Source organism: Nocardia caishijiensis NBRC 108228, from assembly GCF_001612825.1.
GTDB classification, from domain to species: Bacteria; Actinomycetota; Actinomycetes; order Mycobacteriales; family Mycobacteriaceae; genus Nocardia; species Nocardia caishijiensis.
Map to the genome: position 1 here is coordinate 408,699 of NZ_BDBE01000030.1, position 16,529 is coordinate 425,227.

Sequence of the window (16,529 nt, forward strand, 5' to 3'; positions counted from 1 at the left end):
TCTGCGGCATGCGTCCGCACGGGCGCGCCCTGCGCGGATCGGGAGCGCGACGATCCAGGCGTGGGGCAACGACCGTGCCGATTCGTTCGATGCGCTACTGGCCGCCGGAGCGCAGGATCCGGGCGATCTCGGTGAGGGCGTCCGGGTCGGTCATGTGCCAGTGCGTGGCGGGGATCGGGTGGTTGTCGATCGCGGTGACCGCGTCCGTCCACGACGCCGCGCCGGTGGAGCCGGTCGGGTCGTCGGTGGCGGTGAAGTAGGTGAGGGTGCCGTCGAATGTTCGGGGCCGGTAGGCGGCGTCGAGGGTGATCGAGGTTGCCGCGCCGTCGATGATCCGGTCGACGCGCGCTTCGTCGACGGGCAGATCGGGTGCCGATATCGCGCACAGCCGGTGAGCCAGGGCTCGCGCGTCCAGCTCGTCGCCCGCACCGGCGAACCCGCCGAGCAGGTCGGCGGCGGTGACGTCGGTGGCCGTGGCGGGCGAGGCACTGGTGAGACGGCTGTCGAGCATGCCGAGCAAGGCGACCTGTTCGCCGTCTTCCTGCAGTTGCACGGCCATGGCGTGCGCGATCACACCACCCAGCGACCAACCGAGCAGGTGGTAGGGCCCTTCGGGTTGGACTGCGCGCAGATGCTTGAGGTAGAGCAGCGCCCACTGTTCGATCGAATCCGGCAGTGGGTCGGCCGAACTCAGGGCCGGTGACTGCAGACCGTAGACGGGCCGATCCAGGTGCGCGGTGAGACCACTGAACGACCAGGCCAGGCCGCTGACCGGGTGCACACAGAACAGGGGTTCGCCCTGGCCGCCGGTGCGCAGCGGGAGCAGGATGTCGAAGGCGGTGTCGGATCCGGTGGAGTCGGTGCCTGCCGCGCGCAAGGCGGTGAGGATCCCGGCGGGCGTGGGAGCGGTGAATATCCAGGTGACCGGGACGGCCGCGGCCAGCGCCTCACTCAGTTGGGTGGCCAGGCGGGTGGCGAGCAGCGAGGTGCCACCGAGTTCGAAGAAGTGTTCGTCCATGCCGACTCGGTCGAGGCGGAGCACGTCGGCGTAGACCGCGCACACCGCCTGCTCCACCGCACCGACCGGCGCACGGTGGGCGCGCGCGGTGAAGGTGGGTGCGGGGAGGGCGTCGCGGTCGAGTTTGCCGTGTGCGGTGAGCGGAATCCGGTCGAGGACCAAGATCGCCGCGGGCACCATGTGGGCCGGAAACTGGTTGGCCGCCCATTCGCCGAGCCGTTCGACGACGATGCTCTTGCCCTGCGCCGGAACGACATAGGACACCAGCACCGTTTCCCCGGTTCGAGTGACGTGGCCGAGGGTGACGGCGGAGGACACATCGGGGTGCTCGGTGAGCACGGTGTCGATCTCGGTGAGCTCGATGCGGAAACCACGGATCTTGGTCTGGAAGTCGGTGCGACCCCGATATTCGAGTTCACCGTCGGCGGTCCAGGAAGCGAGGTCGCCGGTGCGGTACATGCGTTCACCGGGCGTGAAGGGGTCGGCGACGAACCGGTCGGCGGTCAGGTCGGGTCGCGCGAAGTAGCCGGTGGCCAATTGTGTTCCGGCCAGGTACAACTCACCCGCGACACCGACGGGGACCGGGTTCAGATGAGCGTCGAGGACATAGACCCGGCTGTTGTGGACGGGTCGCCCGATCGGCACGGTGGCCGTGTCGTCTGCTGTCACCCGGTGGCTGGTGATCGACACGGCGGCTTCGGTCGGTCCGTACACATTGAACAGCGCGACCTGCGGGGCGGCGGCGGCGATGCGGCGGGCGAGAGCGACCGGCAACGCCTCACCGATGGCCAGGACACGGCGCAGCGAGGCGGGCATGTCCTCGGTGAGCAGGGCGTCGAGCATCGAGGGGACCGCGTGCAAGGTGGTGACGTTCTCGGTGCGCATGAGCCCCGCCAGGTAGGCGGGGTCGCGGTGCCCGTCCGGCGAGGCGAGCACGATGCGCCCACCGCTGACGGCGGTCGACCAGAACTCCCACACCGACAGGTCGAAGGTCGCGGCGGTCTTCAGCAGCACGGCATCGTCGGCACCGAGACCGAATTCGGCGGTCTTCCACCGCAACTGGTTGACGATCGCGGCGTGCGACACCGCGACCCCCTTGGGTCGCCCGGTCGATCCCGACGTGAAGATCACGTAGGCGGTGTGCGCCGCCCGCAGGGGCGCCACCCGTTCGGCATCGATGAGCGGTTCCGGCGAGTAACCCGCCAAGTCGAGCGCCGCCACCACGACGACATCGTCGGACCCGGCCGCCGCCACCGGTGTTCCGGTATCGGTGAGGGTCAGCAGTGGGGTCGCGGTGTCGAGGATGTAGCGGGTGCGTGCGTGCGGTTGGTCGGGATCGACCGGCACGTACGCGCCACCGGCGGCCGTGACCGCGTACATCGCGACGACCAGATCCACCGACCGTCGCATCGCCAGCGCGACCCGCGTGTGCGGCCCGACCCCGGCGGCGACGAGGTACCGGGCAAGCCGGTTGACCCGCGCGTCGAGGTCGGCGAAGGTCCAGCGGGCGCCGTCGGCGACCAGCGCGATCGCGCCGGGCGTGGACCGGACCGTGGCATCCCGCAGCGAGGCGAGGGTGGCGGCCGGATCACCGTGGCGCACAGGGCGGTTCCCGGCGTCGATGATCCGGGCACGTTCGGCGGAATCGAGCAGGTCGATGGTGTGCAGGGGCGCGGTCGGGTCGGTGAGCACCGCCGACAGCAGCCGGGTGAGACGGTCGAGGAACCCGGCGACGGTGGCCGCGTCGAACAGGTCGGTGGCGTAGGTGCAGTATCCGCTGATACCGGCCGGGGCGCCGTCGTCTCGGTAGCGGTCGGCGACGATCAGGTGCAGATCGAACTGGGACAGCGCACGATCCAGCTCCACCGAGGTGACAGCGATCCCGGGCAGATCCAGGTGGACCTGTCCGAGGTTCTGGAACGACAACCCGACCTGGAACAGCGGGTGCCGGGCCGTGGAGCGGGCGGGGTTGAGCACCTCGACGAGGCGTTCGAACGGGATGTCGGCGTGGGCGAAGGCCTGCAGGTCGATGTCGCGCTGGTGGGTGAGCTGGTCGGTGAAGCTCGCGCGGTGCTCGACCCGGGTGCGGAAGACCAGCGTATTGACGAACATGCCGATCAGGTCGTCGAGGACCGCGTCGCCACGTCCGGCGACGGGTGTGCCGATGGCGATGTCGGTGCTGCCCGACAGTCGTGACAACACCACGGCCAGCGCGGTGTGCACGGCCATGAACAGGGTCGCGCCGTGGGTGCGCGCCAGTTCGGTCAGCGCGGTGTGGGTGGCGGCGTCGAGGGTGAACGGCACCCGGCCACCGGCATAGGTCTGGACCGCGGGACGGGGGCGGTCACGGGGCAGCTCGAGCTGGTCGGGCAGGTCCGCCAGCTCGCGCTGCCAGTAGGCGAGCTGGGTCGCGGCGGTGGAGGCGGGATCGGTTTCGTCGCCGAGCAGGTTCTGCTGCCAGATGGCGTAGTCGGCGTACTGCACGGACAGCGGCGCCCAGTCGGGGGCGTGACCGGCGACGCGGGCGGTGTAGGCCGAGACCAGATCTCGGGTGAGCGGGCCACCGGAGAAGCCGTCACCGGCGATGTGGTGCACCGCGACGGCGAGGATGTGCTCCTCGCCGGTGGCGAACAGGGCCGCGCGCAACGGCACCTCGGTGGTCACCTCGAAGGGTGCCGAAATCAGCTCCGCGACAGCGGCATCCGGGTCGTGTGTGGCAGGTGCGAGCACCAGGCGCGGCACGTCGGGGTGGTCGATGGGCAGCACGACCTGCGCGGGGGCCTGGCCGAGCACCGGGTACACGGTGCGCAGGATCTCGTGGCGGGCGACGAGATCGGCGAACGCGTCGATCAGCGCTGCCGTATCGAGGACACCGGTCAACCGCAGCACGACGGGAATGGTGTAGGCGGCAGTTCCGGTGTCGAACCGGTTCAGGAACCACATGCGCTGCTGAGCGGGCGAGAGCGGAACCCGAGGTGGACGCGGCCCGGCGACCAGCGCGGGCCGGGCCCGCCGCTGCGCCGAGGCGGTGATCGCGGCGGCACACCCGGCGACGGTCGGTGCGGCGAACAGCGCTCGCACCGGCACCCGCGTGCCCACGGCGGCACTCAGTCGTGCGGCCAGCCGGGTGGCGAGCAGTGAATTGCCGCCGAGGTCGAAGAAGTTGTCGTCGGCACCGACGCGTTCGACGCCGAGGACGTCGGCGAAGACACCGGCGACCGTACGTTCCGTCCCGGCGGCGGGTTCCCGGTAGGGGCGGCCGACGAATTCGGGGGCGGGAAGTGCTGTCCGGTCGATCTTGCCGGTGGCCGACACCGGCACACGGTCGAGCACGACCACCGCCGCGGGCACCATGTGCGCGGGCAACAGTGTCGCCGCCCACCGGGTGAGGGCGCCGGGATCGGGGGCGCGACCGGTCACGTACGACACCAGCACCGTCTGCCCGGCCGGGTTCTCGGCGCCGAGCGTGAGGGCGGAACTCACCTGCGGGTGCCGTAGCAGCACGGCGTCGACCTCGCCGGGTTCGATGCGGAACCCACGGATCTTGATCTGGAAATCGCCGCGGCCCAGGTATTCCAACTCGTAGCTGTCCTTGTGGACCCAGCGCACGAGGTCGCCGGTGCGGTACATCCGTGCGCCGGTGTCGCTCCACGGGCAGGCCACGAACCGTTCGGCGGTGGTCGCCGCGCGACCGCCGTAACCACGCGCCAGTGCGGGCCCGGTCAGATACAGCTCACCGGTGACACCGACGGGTACCGGTCGCAGCCGGGTGTCGAGGACGACGGCCCGCATGCCGGGGACCGGGGTGCCGATGGTGATGCGTTCACCGGCGCGCAGGACGGTGTAGGTGGCGCCGATGGTGGCCTCGGTCGGCCCGTATCCGTTGAGGAACGTGCGCCCGGGTGCCCAGGCGGTCACCAGTTCCGGTGCCACGGCCTCGCCACCGGCGGACACACAGCGCAGGTCGGGGAGTCCGGTGGGGTCGAGGGTGCTGAGCAGGGCCGGGGTGATGATCGTGTGGGTGACGCGTTCGGTGCGTAGCAGTTCGTCGAGTTCGGCACCGCCGAGGACCTGCGGTGGGGCGATGACCAGGGTGGCGCCTCGGTGGAAGGCGGTGGTGAGCTCCTCGATCGACTGGTCGAAACTGGGTGAGCACACGTGCAGCATGCGGTCGTCGTGACGCAGGCGCATCAGGTTCGCGGAGTGCGCGACCAGGGCGGCCAGCCCGGTGTGGGTGACACACACCGCCTTCGGGGTGCCGGTGGAACCGGAGGTGTAGATCAGGTAGGCGGTGTTGTCGCGGCGCAGGGGCCTGCGACGGTGGCGGTCGCGCACCGGGGTCGACGCGCGGGCCGCCACCCGGGCACGCACGGCCGGGTCGTCGACGACCAACGACCGCACCGACGCGGCGAGCACACCGGCGTGCGCGGTGACGGTGAGACCCACCCGGGCGCCGGAGTCGGCGAGCATGTGCCGGATCCGGTCGTCGGGGTAGTTCGGGTCGACGGGCAGGTACACCCCACCGGCTTTGGCGACCGCCCACAGTGCGAGGACCGCGTCGTAGGAGCGGGGAATCGCGCAGGCGACGACGGTTTCGGGGCCGACGCCCTCGTCGATCAGGACGCGGGCCAACCTGGAGGATTCGGCGTCGAGGGTGCCGTAGGTGTAGTCGGTTCCGTTGTCACGTACGGCGATTCGACGTTGACCGAAGCCGGTGCCGCGGACCAGGAGCTGGGCGAGTGTGCGGGCGGAGCGGTGGCGCGGCCCGGTCCCGATTCGGTCGAGGAGCTGGATTTCCCCCGGAACCGTCACCGACAGGTCACCGACAGGGGTGGTCGGGCGGCGGGTGATGTCGGTGAGCAGTTCGATCAAGCGGTGAGCGAACAGTGTCGACGCGGCCGAGTCGAGGCCAGTGCCGTCGATGCCGACCGACATTCCCGTGCCCGATTCGGTGACGACGACCGTGAGGTCGGCGGACGGCACGGTCGAATCATGGTCCGGTCGCGCGGCATCGCGCAGTTCGAGACGGAATTGTCCCAGCGATCCGGGTTCGGTGCCGAGCAGCTGGGCGAGGTCGTGGACCGGGATTCCGGCATGGGTATCGGCTTCGGCCGCTGCCCGATCCACCCGGTCGAGTAGCGCGAGAAACGTTTCGTCGGGATCGATCCTGGTGCGCGACAACAGCTCTGATGTGCCGAGCGTGATGTCGGTGGACGTCGTGAGCCGTGCGATCAGGATCGACACCGCGGCGCCGATCGTGCTGGACCAGCCGACCCGCGTGCTGGCGGTCAGGCGGCGCAGCTCGCGGTGCGTGGCCGCCGGGACCGCGAGGGTCCTCGCCGGGTGGAGATCGCCGACCATCGTTTCGGTGGGCAGGGCGAGCCGGGCGGGGAGGTCGGCCAGGGTGGTGCGCCAGAATCGGGAGCGGGTGATCGGGTCGATCGGGTCCGCGCCGATCATCGTCACGATGTCGGTCGCCCGCGCTGATCGGGCCGGATCGGCCTGTGTCGCCCGTGTTCGCGTGGTTGTCAGTTCGGACAGGGCGGTACGCAGCCGGTCGGTGACCGCCCCCGCTACCGCGTCCGACACCAGGTCACGCCGGTATTTGACCTGCACCTGGGTGCAGGCGCCGAGGAAGACCAGGACGGTGATCGGGTAGTGGGTGTGGTCGGCGCCGTGCAGGTCGTCGACGCGCAGACCGTCGAGCGCGCCACCTGCCTGCCGCAAACCCTCGACATCGACGGGGTAGGACTCGAATGCCAGCATGGTGTCGAACAACTCGCCCCGATCGGCGAGGCGTTGGATCGCGCCGAGGCCGAGGTGATGGTGGTCGAGCAGCGCGGCCTGTTCGGTCTGCACCGCGCGGATCACCTGCTCGACGGTGCCGTCCACGCGTACCCGCACCGGGACGGCATCGACGAACAGGCCGATCATGTCGCCGACACCGTCGAGCTGGGGCGGACGACCGGACACGGTGGCACCGAACACGATGTCGGCGCGGCCGGTACTCGCCGCGAGGACCAGCGCCCACGCGGTCTGGAACACCGTGTTGGCGGTGACCTCCGCCGCCGCGGCGAAGGTGGTGAGCGCGGCGGTGGCGGTGACATCGAGGTCGAACTCGCACAGCCCGTAGCCGGTTGCGGTGGGGCGTGGCCAGGTGAGTTCGGGCGCGAGCATGGTCGGCTCGACCCCGTGCAGCAGCCGCGACCACGCCTGCTCGGCGGCGGCCCGGTCCTGGCGGGTGAGCCAGTCGAGATAGTCGCGGTAGGGACGCACCTCGGGCAGGACGCTCGCGTCGCCACCGGTGGTGTACAGGACGAGCAGTTCCTTCATCAGCAACGGCATGGACCAGCCGTCGAGCAGGATGTGGTGACCGGTGAGCACCAGACGGTTGCGCCCGGAACCGGTGCGGTACACCGTGAACCGCAGCAGCGGGGCCACCGCTGGATCGAATCCGGCCGCCTGGTCGGCGGCGAGCAGAGCGGCCAGTTCGGATTCGGTGGTGTCGAGCACGCGCACCGGTGCCTCGATGCTGTCGGCGATCACCTGGACGGGGGTGCCGTCGGCGGTGGTGACGAACGCCGAACGCAGGTTCGCGTGCCGGGTGAGGACGGCGCCCGCCGCGTGCCGCAGCCGGTCGACGTCGAGGTCGCCGGTGAGATCGACCATGAGCTGGATGACATAGGCGTGCACCGATTCCTCGAGCATGTCGCCCAGCGCGAACAGCGAATGCTGCAACGGGGAGAGCGGCAGCACCTCCGACAGCCCGGGACGGTCGCGCCGCCAGGTGTCGAGTTCGGTCTGGGACACCCGGACCAGCGGCGCATCGGACGGAGTCAGCCCACCCGCGCGCGGGTGCCGGGTGTGATCGGCGAGGGCCGACAGCCACTCCGACCAGATGTCGGCCAGCTCCCGAACCTCGGATTCGGCGAGAATGCCGGTGGCATAGCGGAAGTCGGCTTGCAGGCACGGCCCGGTGTCGGTGGCGACGGCGAGGGTGTTGATGTCGAGGACGGCGTTCGCGGGCAGGGCAGGGTCGTGTTCGACGGCGATGTCGCCGAGGTCGTCGGTGGGCAGCCAGTCGCCGTCGGCGGGTCCGGTGGTCACCGCGCGACCGAGGTAGTTGAATCCGATCTGGGCGACCGGTTCGGTCGGGAGATCCCCGGCGCGACGTAGCAGCCCGAAACCGATGCCGTTGTCGGGCACCGCCAGCAGTTGTTCCTTGACCGCGCGCATCGTTGCGGCGAGTGCTTCGTCGTCGAAGCTGGTCGGCCGCAAGGCCGACAGGTCGAGCACGACCGGGTACACGGTGGTGAACCAGCCGATCGTGCGGGTGAGATCGGCGCCGGGCACGACCTCTTCCTGTCTGCCGTGACCCTCGAGCCGCAGCCGCAGCGCGGGAGCGTCGACACCGCGACGGGCCCGCCACACCCGCACCGCCAGCGCCAGCGCCACGAGCAGCCCGTGGTCGGCACCGGCCCGGTACAGGGCGGGCAACGTGGTGAGCAGGGGGTCGGTCACCTCGGACGGGATCCGCACGGTGATCGAGCGGGTGGTTGCCTCGGTGTCGACCGTCGGGTCGAGGGCGCGCGCACCGAGCAGCGGGTCGGTGGTCGCGAGCGCCTGCTGCCAGTGGGGGAGTTCGGCGGTGCGGTCCACGGTGGTCAGGGCGTGCGCCCACCGCCGGAACGACGTGCCGACCGGCGGCAGCGTGATCGGCTGCCCGGCGCTGTGTTGCGCCCACGCCAGGATCAGGTCGGGGAGCAGGATGCGCCACGACACCCCGTCGATGACGTAGTGGTGGGCGGCGACCACGAGCACGTCACCGCCACCGGCGCCGCGCACCCAGGTGAACGCGATCATGCGGGCCGCGGCCGGGTTCAACGTCGCCAGTGCGGCTTCCATCGCCAGGGCGCCGACACCGGTGCGGTCCTGGCCCGCGTCGATCTCGCCGATCAGTTCCTCGACCGGCACCGCGTGCGGTTCGAGCACCTCGAGTCGCCAGCGGCCGTCGAGGTCGCGCAGTCGCGCACGCAACATGTCGTGGTGCGCGACGACGGCACCGAGGGTGGCGAGCAGGCCCGCACGGTCGATGCCGTCGGGCAGCGCCAGCACCATCGTCTGGGCGAAACGGTCGCTCGACCCGGTGGTCAGGAAGTCGGCGAGCACAGGGGTCGGCGGGACCTCACCGACACCGCCACCGGGGAGTTCGGCCAGGGTGATCGTCGCCGGACCGTCGGTGGTCGCGACCCGGGCCAGCGCGGCCACGGTGCGGTGCTCGAAAACATCCCTGGTGGAGAAGGTGATTCCCGAGGCACGGGCCAGTGACACCAGTTGGATCGACAGGATGCTGTCGCCGCCGATGGCGAAGAACGAGTCGTCCACCCCCACCGACGGCACACCCAGCACGCGGGCGAACAGCTCGGCCAGGCGCGTCTGCATCGCCCCCACCGGGGTCTGAGCCGTCTCGGTGACCGCGACCGGATCGGGCAGGGCGTCGCGGTCGAGTTTGCCGTTGGAGGTCAACGGCCAGGCATCGAGGACCACGACCGCCGACGGCACCGCGTGCGCGGGCAGATGGTGCGCGGCGTAGTCGATCAGGTTCGTCGGCACGGGTGTGCTGCCCGATGCCGCGAGCACATAGGAGATCAGTGAGATCGATCCGGTGGCTGTGCGTCTGCCGACGGTGACGGCGCACTCGACGTCGGCGTGGCCGGTCAGCACCGCATCGATCTCGCCGGGTTCGATACGGAAACCACGTACTTTCAGCTGGGCATCGGCGCGGCCGACGTAATCGAGGTCGCCGTTCGCGCGGAGGCGAACCCTGTCGCCGGTCCGGTACAGGCGGGTGCCCGGGGCGCCCCAGGGGTCGGCGACGAAACGCGCCGAGGTGGTGACGGGCTGGTCGCGGTAGCCGCGTGCCAGCGCCGGGCCCGACAAATACAGCTCACCGGTGACACCCGGTGCGACCGGGTTCAGCCGGGCGTCGAGGATCACCGCACGGGTGCCCCGAACAGGGGCACCGATCGTGATCGGTTGTCCGGCGACCAATTCGGCGTAGGTGGAGATGATCGTCGTCTCGGTGGGACCGTAACCGTTGAGGTAGCGACGGTGCGGGCCCTGCCATTTCGCCAGCAGTTCCGGTGTGGTCACGTCCCCACCGACCGACAGGCAGACGAGGGTGTCCAGGCCCGTGGGGTCGAGGGTGCCGAGCACAGCGGGGGTGATGATCGCGTGCGTCACCGCTTCGGTGGCGAGCAGCTCGGCCAGCTCGACCCCGCCCAGGATGTCGGAGCTGACGACGACCAGCGTGGCACCGGTCGAGAAGGCGCACAGCCATTCGAGCACGGAGGGGTCGAACCAGGGCGAACAGACGTGCAGGAACCGATGATTCGACTCGAGACCGTAGCGTTCGACAGCCTCGGCCACCAGCGGACCCAGCCCGGCATGCGTCACTGTGACGCCCTTGGGCAGACCGGTGGAACCGGAGGTATAGATGATGTAGGCCGGGTGGTCGACGCGCAACGGGCTACGGCGGTCGTGGTCGGTGACCGGGGCACCCGATCGGGCGGCACAGGACTCGACGACGTCGGGGTCGTCCAGGACCAGCCAGGTGATGCCGGTCGGGAGCTGATCGAGGTGCGCGGCGAGGGTGATGCCGAGCGCCGCACCGGAATCGGTGACCAGGTGGTCCAGGCGCTGGGCGGGGTTGGCCGGATCCATCGGCACGAACACACCACCGGCCGTGGTGATCGCGACGGCGGCGGCGACCATCTCGAACGAGCGCGGCACAGCCACGGCGACGGCGACTTCCGGGCCGACACCGTGTGCGATGAGCTCGCGGGCCAGGCGCGCGGTGTGCTCGGTCAGCTCGCCGTAGGTGGTCGAGTGACCATCGTGGCGGACGGCGACCCGGTCCGCACCGAGCACCGCGCCCCGGGCCACCAGGTCGGGGAACAGTGAGGTCGTTGTTTCGGTGGGGCGGGTGAACAGTGCTGCCTGCTCGGCTGTGCTGAGGATCGTCAGGTCGCCGACCGGGGTTGTCGGATCCTCGGTGGCGGCGGACAGGACGCGTACCCAGCGCCGGGCGAAGGTCTCGATCGTCTGCGCGTCGAAGAGTGCTGTGTCGTAAGCGAAGTGGGCGCTGATATCGGTCGGCTCGTGGTCGCCGTCGAGTCTGGCGGTGTCGACCGACAAAGCGAGATCGAACGACGCGGTGTCACCGAGGGTCGTCGAGGCCAGGGCGACACGAACCAGGGGATGAGCCGCTGCCCGCGACCTGTCCTGAACGGATGCGGAGTGCTCGCCAGCGAGGTCGCGCGAAGGGCACTGCTGTGGCGGCGCGGAGACGGCGTGCAGCGCCACCATCTCCTCAGGTGTGATTCCGGGACGGGCCACAGCGTGGTCGATGGCCACCGATGCCTCGGTGAGAAGCCGTTCGAAGCTCAGGGCGCCGAGCACACGCAGGCGCAGCACACGGTGCGCGGCAGGAGAATCCGGGACCGCGATGACGATGTCGTCGGTGCCCGACAGACGCGACAGCAGCGTCGCGAAGACCGCATGGACAACGCTGAACGCCGTGGTGTCGTAGGTGTGGGCGGTCTCGCGCACCCGTCGGAACACCTCGGCCGGGACGATGAAATCCACCCGCCCGGGACGCTCGCCCTCGACGACCGAGCCAGCCGGGCCGGGCTTCGCGCGCACCTCGTGGGTGGAACCGGAACCCAGCAAGACGGCGCTGGCCGGAGCCCTTCGAGGGCGATCCATCGGTAGGGCCGACTCCAGCGGAAGGTCCGCGAGGACCGCACGCCAGTACACCGAGTCCGAGAGCGCATCACGTTCGCGTGCAAGGGTTTCGAGCAGATCAGCGGTGCCTCGCTCGGGGGCGGACACGATGACGTCGAGGACCGTGCGCAAGCGACCGGCCAAAGCCTCGGCGATCGGCGCGCCGATCGCCTCGAGCTGGTACTGCAATCCGACCCGGATTCCCACACCGACCTCGACCCCCACTGCGATGGGGTAGTGGGTGGCGTTGGCGGCCCGGACGTCGAGGATCTCGAGACCGTCGAGCGAACCCTGTGCCTGCTGTATCCCGGCCGAATCAACCGGATACGACTCGTAGGCCATGAGCGTGTCGAACAGCTCACCCGCGCCCGCGACCCGCTGGATCTCGGTCAGCCCCAGGTGGTGACCGTCCAGCAGCGCGATCTGCTCGGATTGGACCCGCGACAACAACTCCCGCAACGACGCGGCGTCGCTGACGCGCACCCGCACGGGAACGGTGTTGGCGAACAACCCGACCATGCCGTCCACACCGTCGAGCTGCGGCGGCCGCCCGGACACCACCGCACCGAACAGCACATCGTCCCGCCCCAGCGCACCGGCCAGCACCACACCCCACGCGACCTGGAACACGGTGTTGAGCGTGACCTCGGTGGCAGCCGCGAAACCCGCGAGCTCGCGCGCCTGCTCCGGCGACAACTCCACGACCGCCATCCCGTGACCGCTGGCGGCACCGGAGGGCGCGACGGTGGCGGCGAGCAGACTCGGCTCGTGCCCGGCCAGGGCCACACGCCACGCCTCGCGGGCGGCGCCACGGTCCTGATCGGCGAGCCAGGCGAGGTAGTCACGGTAGGGGCGCACGTGCGGCAGCAACGTCGACACGCCGTCGGCGGCGTAGCAGACGAGCAGTTCACGCATGAGCAGCGGCATGGACCAGCCGTCGACCAACAGGTGATGCGCGGTCACCACCAGGTGCAGGCTTTCGGGCCTGCGATAGACGGTGAATCGGAGCAAAGGAGCGGTGGCCAGATCGAACCGGATGCGGGATTCGGCGGCCAGCAACGCGTGCGGGTCGGTGAGATCGGTGTCGACGACGCGCCAGGGCACCGCCACGTCCGCCACCACGAGGCCGACCGGGATTCCGGTGCCGGTCGTGGCGAAGGCGGTGCGCAGGATGTCGTGGCGGCCGAGTACCGACTCCGCCGCGCGTCGGAGCCGCTCGAGGTCGACCGCGCCGGTCATCTCGACAGCCAACTGCACCAGGTACGGGTCGGTCGGCGACACCTGTGCCAGGAACAGCAACCCGAGTTGCAGCGGCGCCAACGACACCACCTCGCCGAGGCCGGGGTAGGAGCGATGCCAGTCGTCGAGCTCGGCCTGCGAGACGCTCACCAGCGGCACGTCGCTGGGCGAGAGACCACCGGCCGCCGGATGATCCAGATGTTCGGCGAGCACGATCAACGCCGAGGTCCAGCAGTCGGCCAGCTCCCGCACGGCCGACTCGTCCAGGATCAGCGAGGCGTAGGAGAACGAAGCACGCAGCAGCGCACCGTCTTCCGTGGCGACCGCGACCGCGTTGATGTCGACAACCGCGGCGGCGGGCAACTCCGGGTCCTGCTCGGCGTGTGGTTCGCCCCAGTCCGATGTCGGCAACCAGCTGTGGTCGGTCACGTCACCGGTGGAGATTCGCCCGAGATAGTTGAACCCGATCTGCCCCAGCGGACCCGTCAGTTCCGACTCCGGGTCGAGGTGGCGGAGCATGCCGAATCCGATGCCCCGGTCCGGCACCGCACGCAACTGTTCCTTGATCGCCTTGACCACCGCGGCGGTCTGCGCACCCGGTTGCCACGCGCCGTCGGCATCGACCCCACCCACATCGAGGACCACCGGGTACATGCTGGTGAACCAGCCGACCGTCCTCGTCAGATCAGCGCCGTCGACGGCGGACTCCTCCCGCCCGTGGCCTTCCAGACGCACCCGGGTCGCGGACGCGTCGATGCCGCGCCGCGCACGCCAGCTCCGCACCGCCAGGGCGAGGGCGGCGAGCAGACCGTCCTCCGCGCCCGCCCGGTATCGGGCGGGCAGGTCGGTGAGCACCGCGCGCGTGACATCGGCGGGGATCTCGACGCTGAACGTGCGCACGGTCGACGCGGTATCGGCGACCGGGTCCAGGGCGCGCCGCCCCAGCAACGGGTCGGGCACCGCCAGGATCCGCCGCCAGTGATCCAGCTCGGCGCGACGGCTCGGAGCGGACTCCACCAACCCGTGTGCCCACCGGCGAAACGATGTGCCGACCGGCGGCAACGTGATCGGCTGGCCCGCCGCGTGCTGGGCCCACGCGGTCACCAGGTCCGAGAGCAGGATGCGCCACGAGACCCCGTCGATCACGAGGTGGTTGGCGGCCACGATCAGGCCGTCGGGGCCGTCGTCGCGGGTCAACCACCCGAACCCGATCATGCGGTGGCTCGGCGGATCCAGCGTCTCGAGGACGGCATCCATCGCCAACGCGGCGATGTCACCGGAGCCGTCGAAACGTCGCAGCAGGCCGTCCACCTCGACCCCGCCCGGCGGCAGCACATCGAGCGAGCACTGTTCCTCGACCGCGCGCACCCCGGCGCGCAACATGTCGTGATGATCGACGACCGCGGTCAGGACGCGAACCAGGTCGGCCCGATCGATGCCCTCGGGTAAGGCGAGCACCATCTGCTGGGTGAACCTGCCGAACACCCGACCGCCGGTGAGGGTCGCGGCGAGCACCGGTGTCAGCGCGACCTCACCCACCCCACCACCGGGCAACTCGGCGAGCGTGGGCACGGTGTCGGCGCCGAGCGCGGCCACACGGGCCAATCCGGCCACGGTGCGATGCTCGAACACCTGCTGTGGGGTGAACGAGATGCCCGCGTTGCGGGCACGGGTCACCAGCTGAATCGACAGAATGCTGTCGCCACCGGCCGCGAAGAACGAATCCTCGGCGCCGACCCGCTCGACACCGAGCACCTGGGCGAACAGTTCGGCGATCGCCGTTTCCACCGAGCCTTCGGGAGCCCGCGACGTGACGGCGGCGAAAACGGGGGTGGGGAGGGCGTTGCGGTCCAGTTTGCCGTTCGGGGTCAGCGGGATCTCGTCGAGTACCAGCACCAGTGTCGGCACCATGTGCCCCGGCAGCGAGGTGCCGACGAAACGGATCACTTCCTCGGTGTCGACCGAAAGGCCCGGCCGGGGCAGCACATACGACACGAGCGCGGTCGCCCCCGAACCGGCCTTCGCGCCGACGGTGACGGCGTAGTCGAGATCCGGATGCGCGGTGAGCGCCGCGTCGATCTCACCCAGCTCCACCCGGAAGCCACGGATCTTCACCTGGAAGTCGGACCGACCCAGGTACTCGAAGTCGCCGGTGTCGGTGCGCCGCACCAGGTCACCGGTGCGATACATCCGTGCCCCCGCCCCCGCGAAGGGCGCCGCGACGAACCGCTCCGCCGTGAGCCCCGGCCTGCCCTGGTAGCTCTGGGCCAGCGCCGGGCCCGACAGATACAGCTCACCTGCCACACCGACCGGTACGGGACGTAATCGCGCGTCGAGCACAACGGCCCCGATTCCGGGGAACGCGGACCCGATCGTCACGGGCTCACCCGGGTTCAGCGCCGTGCTGCCGGTGGCCAGGACCGTTGCCTCGGTGGGGCCGTATCCGTTGAAGAACGCGCGCCCCGGCGCCCAGCGGCGCACGAGAGTCGGCCCGAACGCGTCACCGGCGACCACCACGACCCGCAACGCGTCGAGACCGTGCGGATCCACCGACTCCAGCGCCGCCGGGGTGATGAGCAGATGCGTCACCCGTTCCCGGGCGATCAGTTCGGCCAGCTCCCGGCCCGCGTAGACCTGTGGCGGCGAAACGATCAGCGTCGCACCGGCAGTGAACGCCACCAGCAGTTCCAGCACGGACACGTCGAAATTGGGGGAACACACGTGCAGCACCCGCGCGGAGGCGTCGACCGAATAGCGCTCGCGCGCGGCCGCGACCAGTCCGGCCAGGCCGGTGTGCGTGACGACCACGCCCTTGGGTCTGCCGGTGGAACCCGAGGTGTAGATGACATAGGCCGGATGCTGATCGGTGAGCGGACGCACCCGGTCCAGATAGGAGAGTGGGTGGGCCGGGTGCGCGGCGATCCGGTCGGCGTCGGAATCCAGCTCGAGCCAGGCGATCGACGCACCCAGGGCAGACCGGTGCGCCGAGCAGGTGAGACCGAGGGCCGCGCCGGAGTCGCTCAGCAGGTAGGCGATGCGCTCGGCGGGCAACGCCGGATCGACGGGGACATAGGCGGCGCCCGTCTTGGCCACCGCCCACACCGCCGCCACCGATTCGATCGAGCGGGTCGAGCCGAGTGCCACGACGTCACCCGGGCCGATGCCGCGGGCCAGCAGCTCGCGCGCGAGCCGGGTCGAGTACTCGTCGAGTTCGGCATAGGTCAGTTCGCGGCGGTCACCGTCGAGGGGGGAGTAGGACACGGCGATCGCGTCACCGGCAGTGTCCACCGCGGCCGTCAGCAGCTGTGCGAAGAGGGGAGCGCCCGGCTTCCGATTGCCTCGACCACGCGGCGACCGACGAACTTCACCCATCCGAGTACAACATCCTCACCTGTCCGGCCCACCACTGCTGAACGACCCACGAACCCTGTGCGGATTCTGGATCTACCGGGGGTGGACCAGGGTGTTCGGCGACCATGACACCACA

Annotated in this window: 1 protein-coding gene; it reads right to left on the reverse strand. The window is 70.3% G+C overall.

What is annotated here, in order from left to right:
- Positions 1–94 precede the first annotated feature (94 nt).
- Entirely contained in the window at positions 95–16,414 is a 16,320-nt protein-coding gene (locus NC7_RS15165; protein WP_067983452.1) for a non-ribosomal peptide synthetase, read from the reverse strand.
- Between the last annotated feature and the right edge of the window lie 115 nt (positions 16,415–16,529).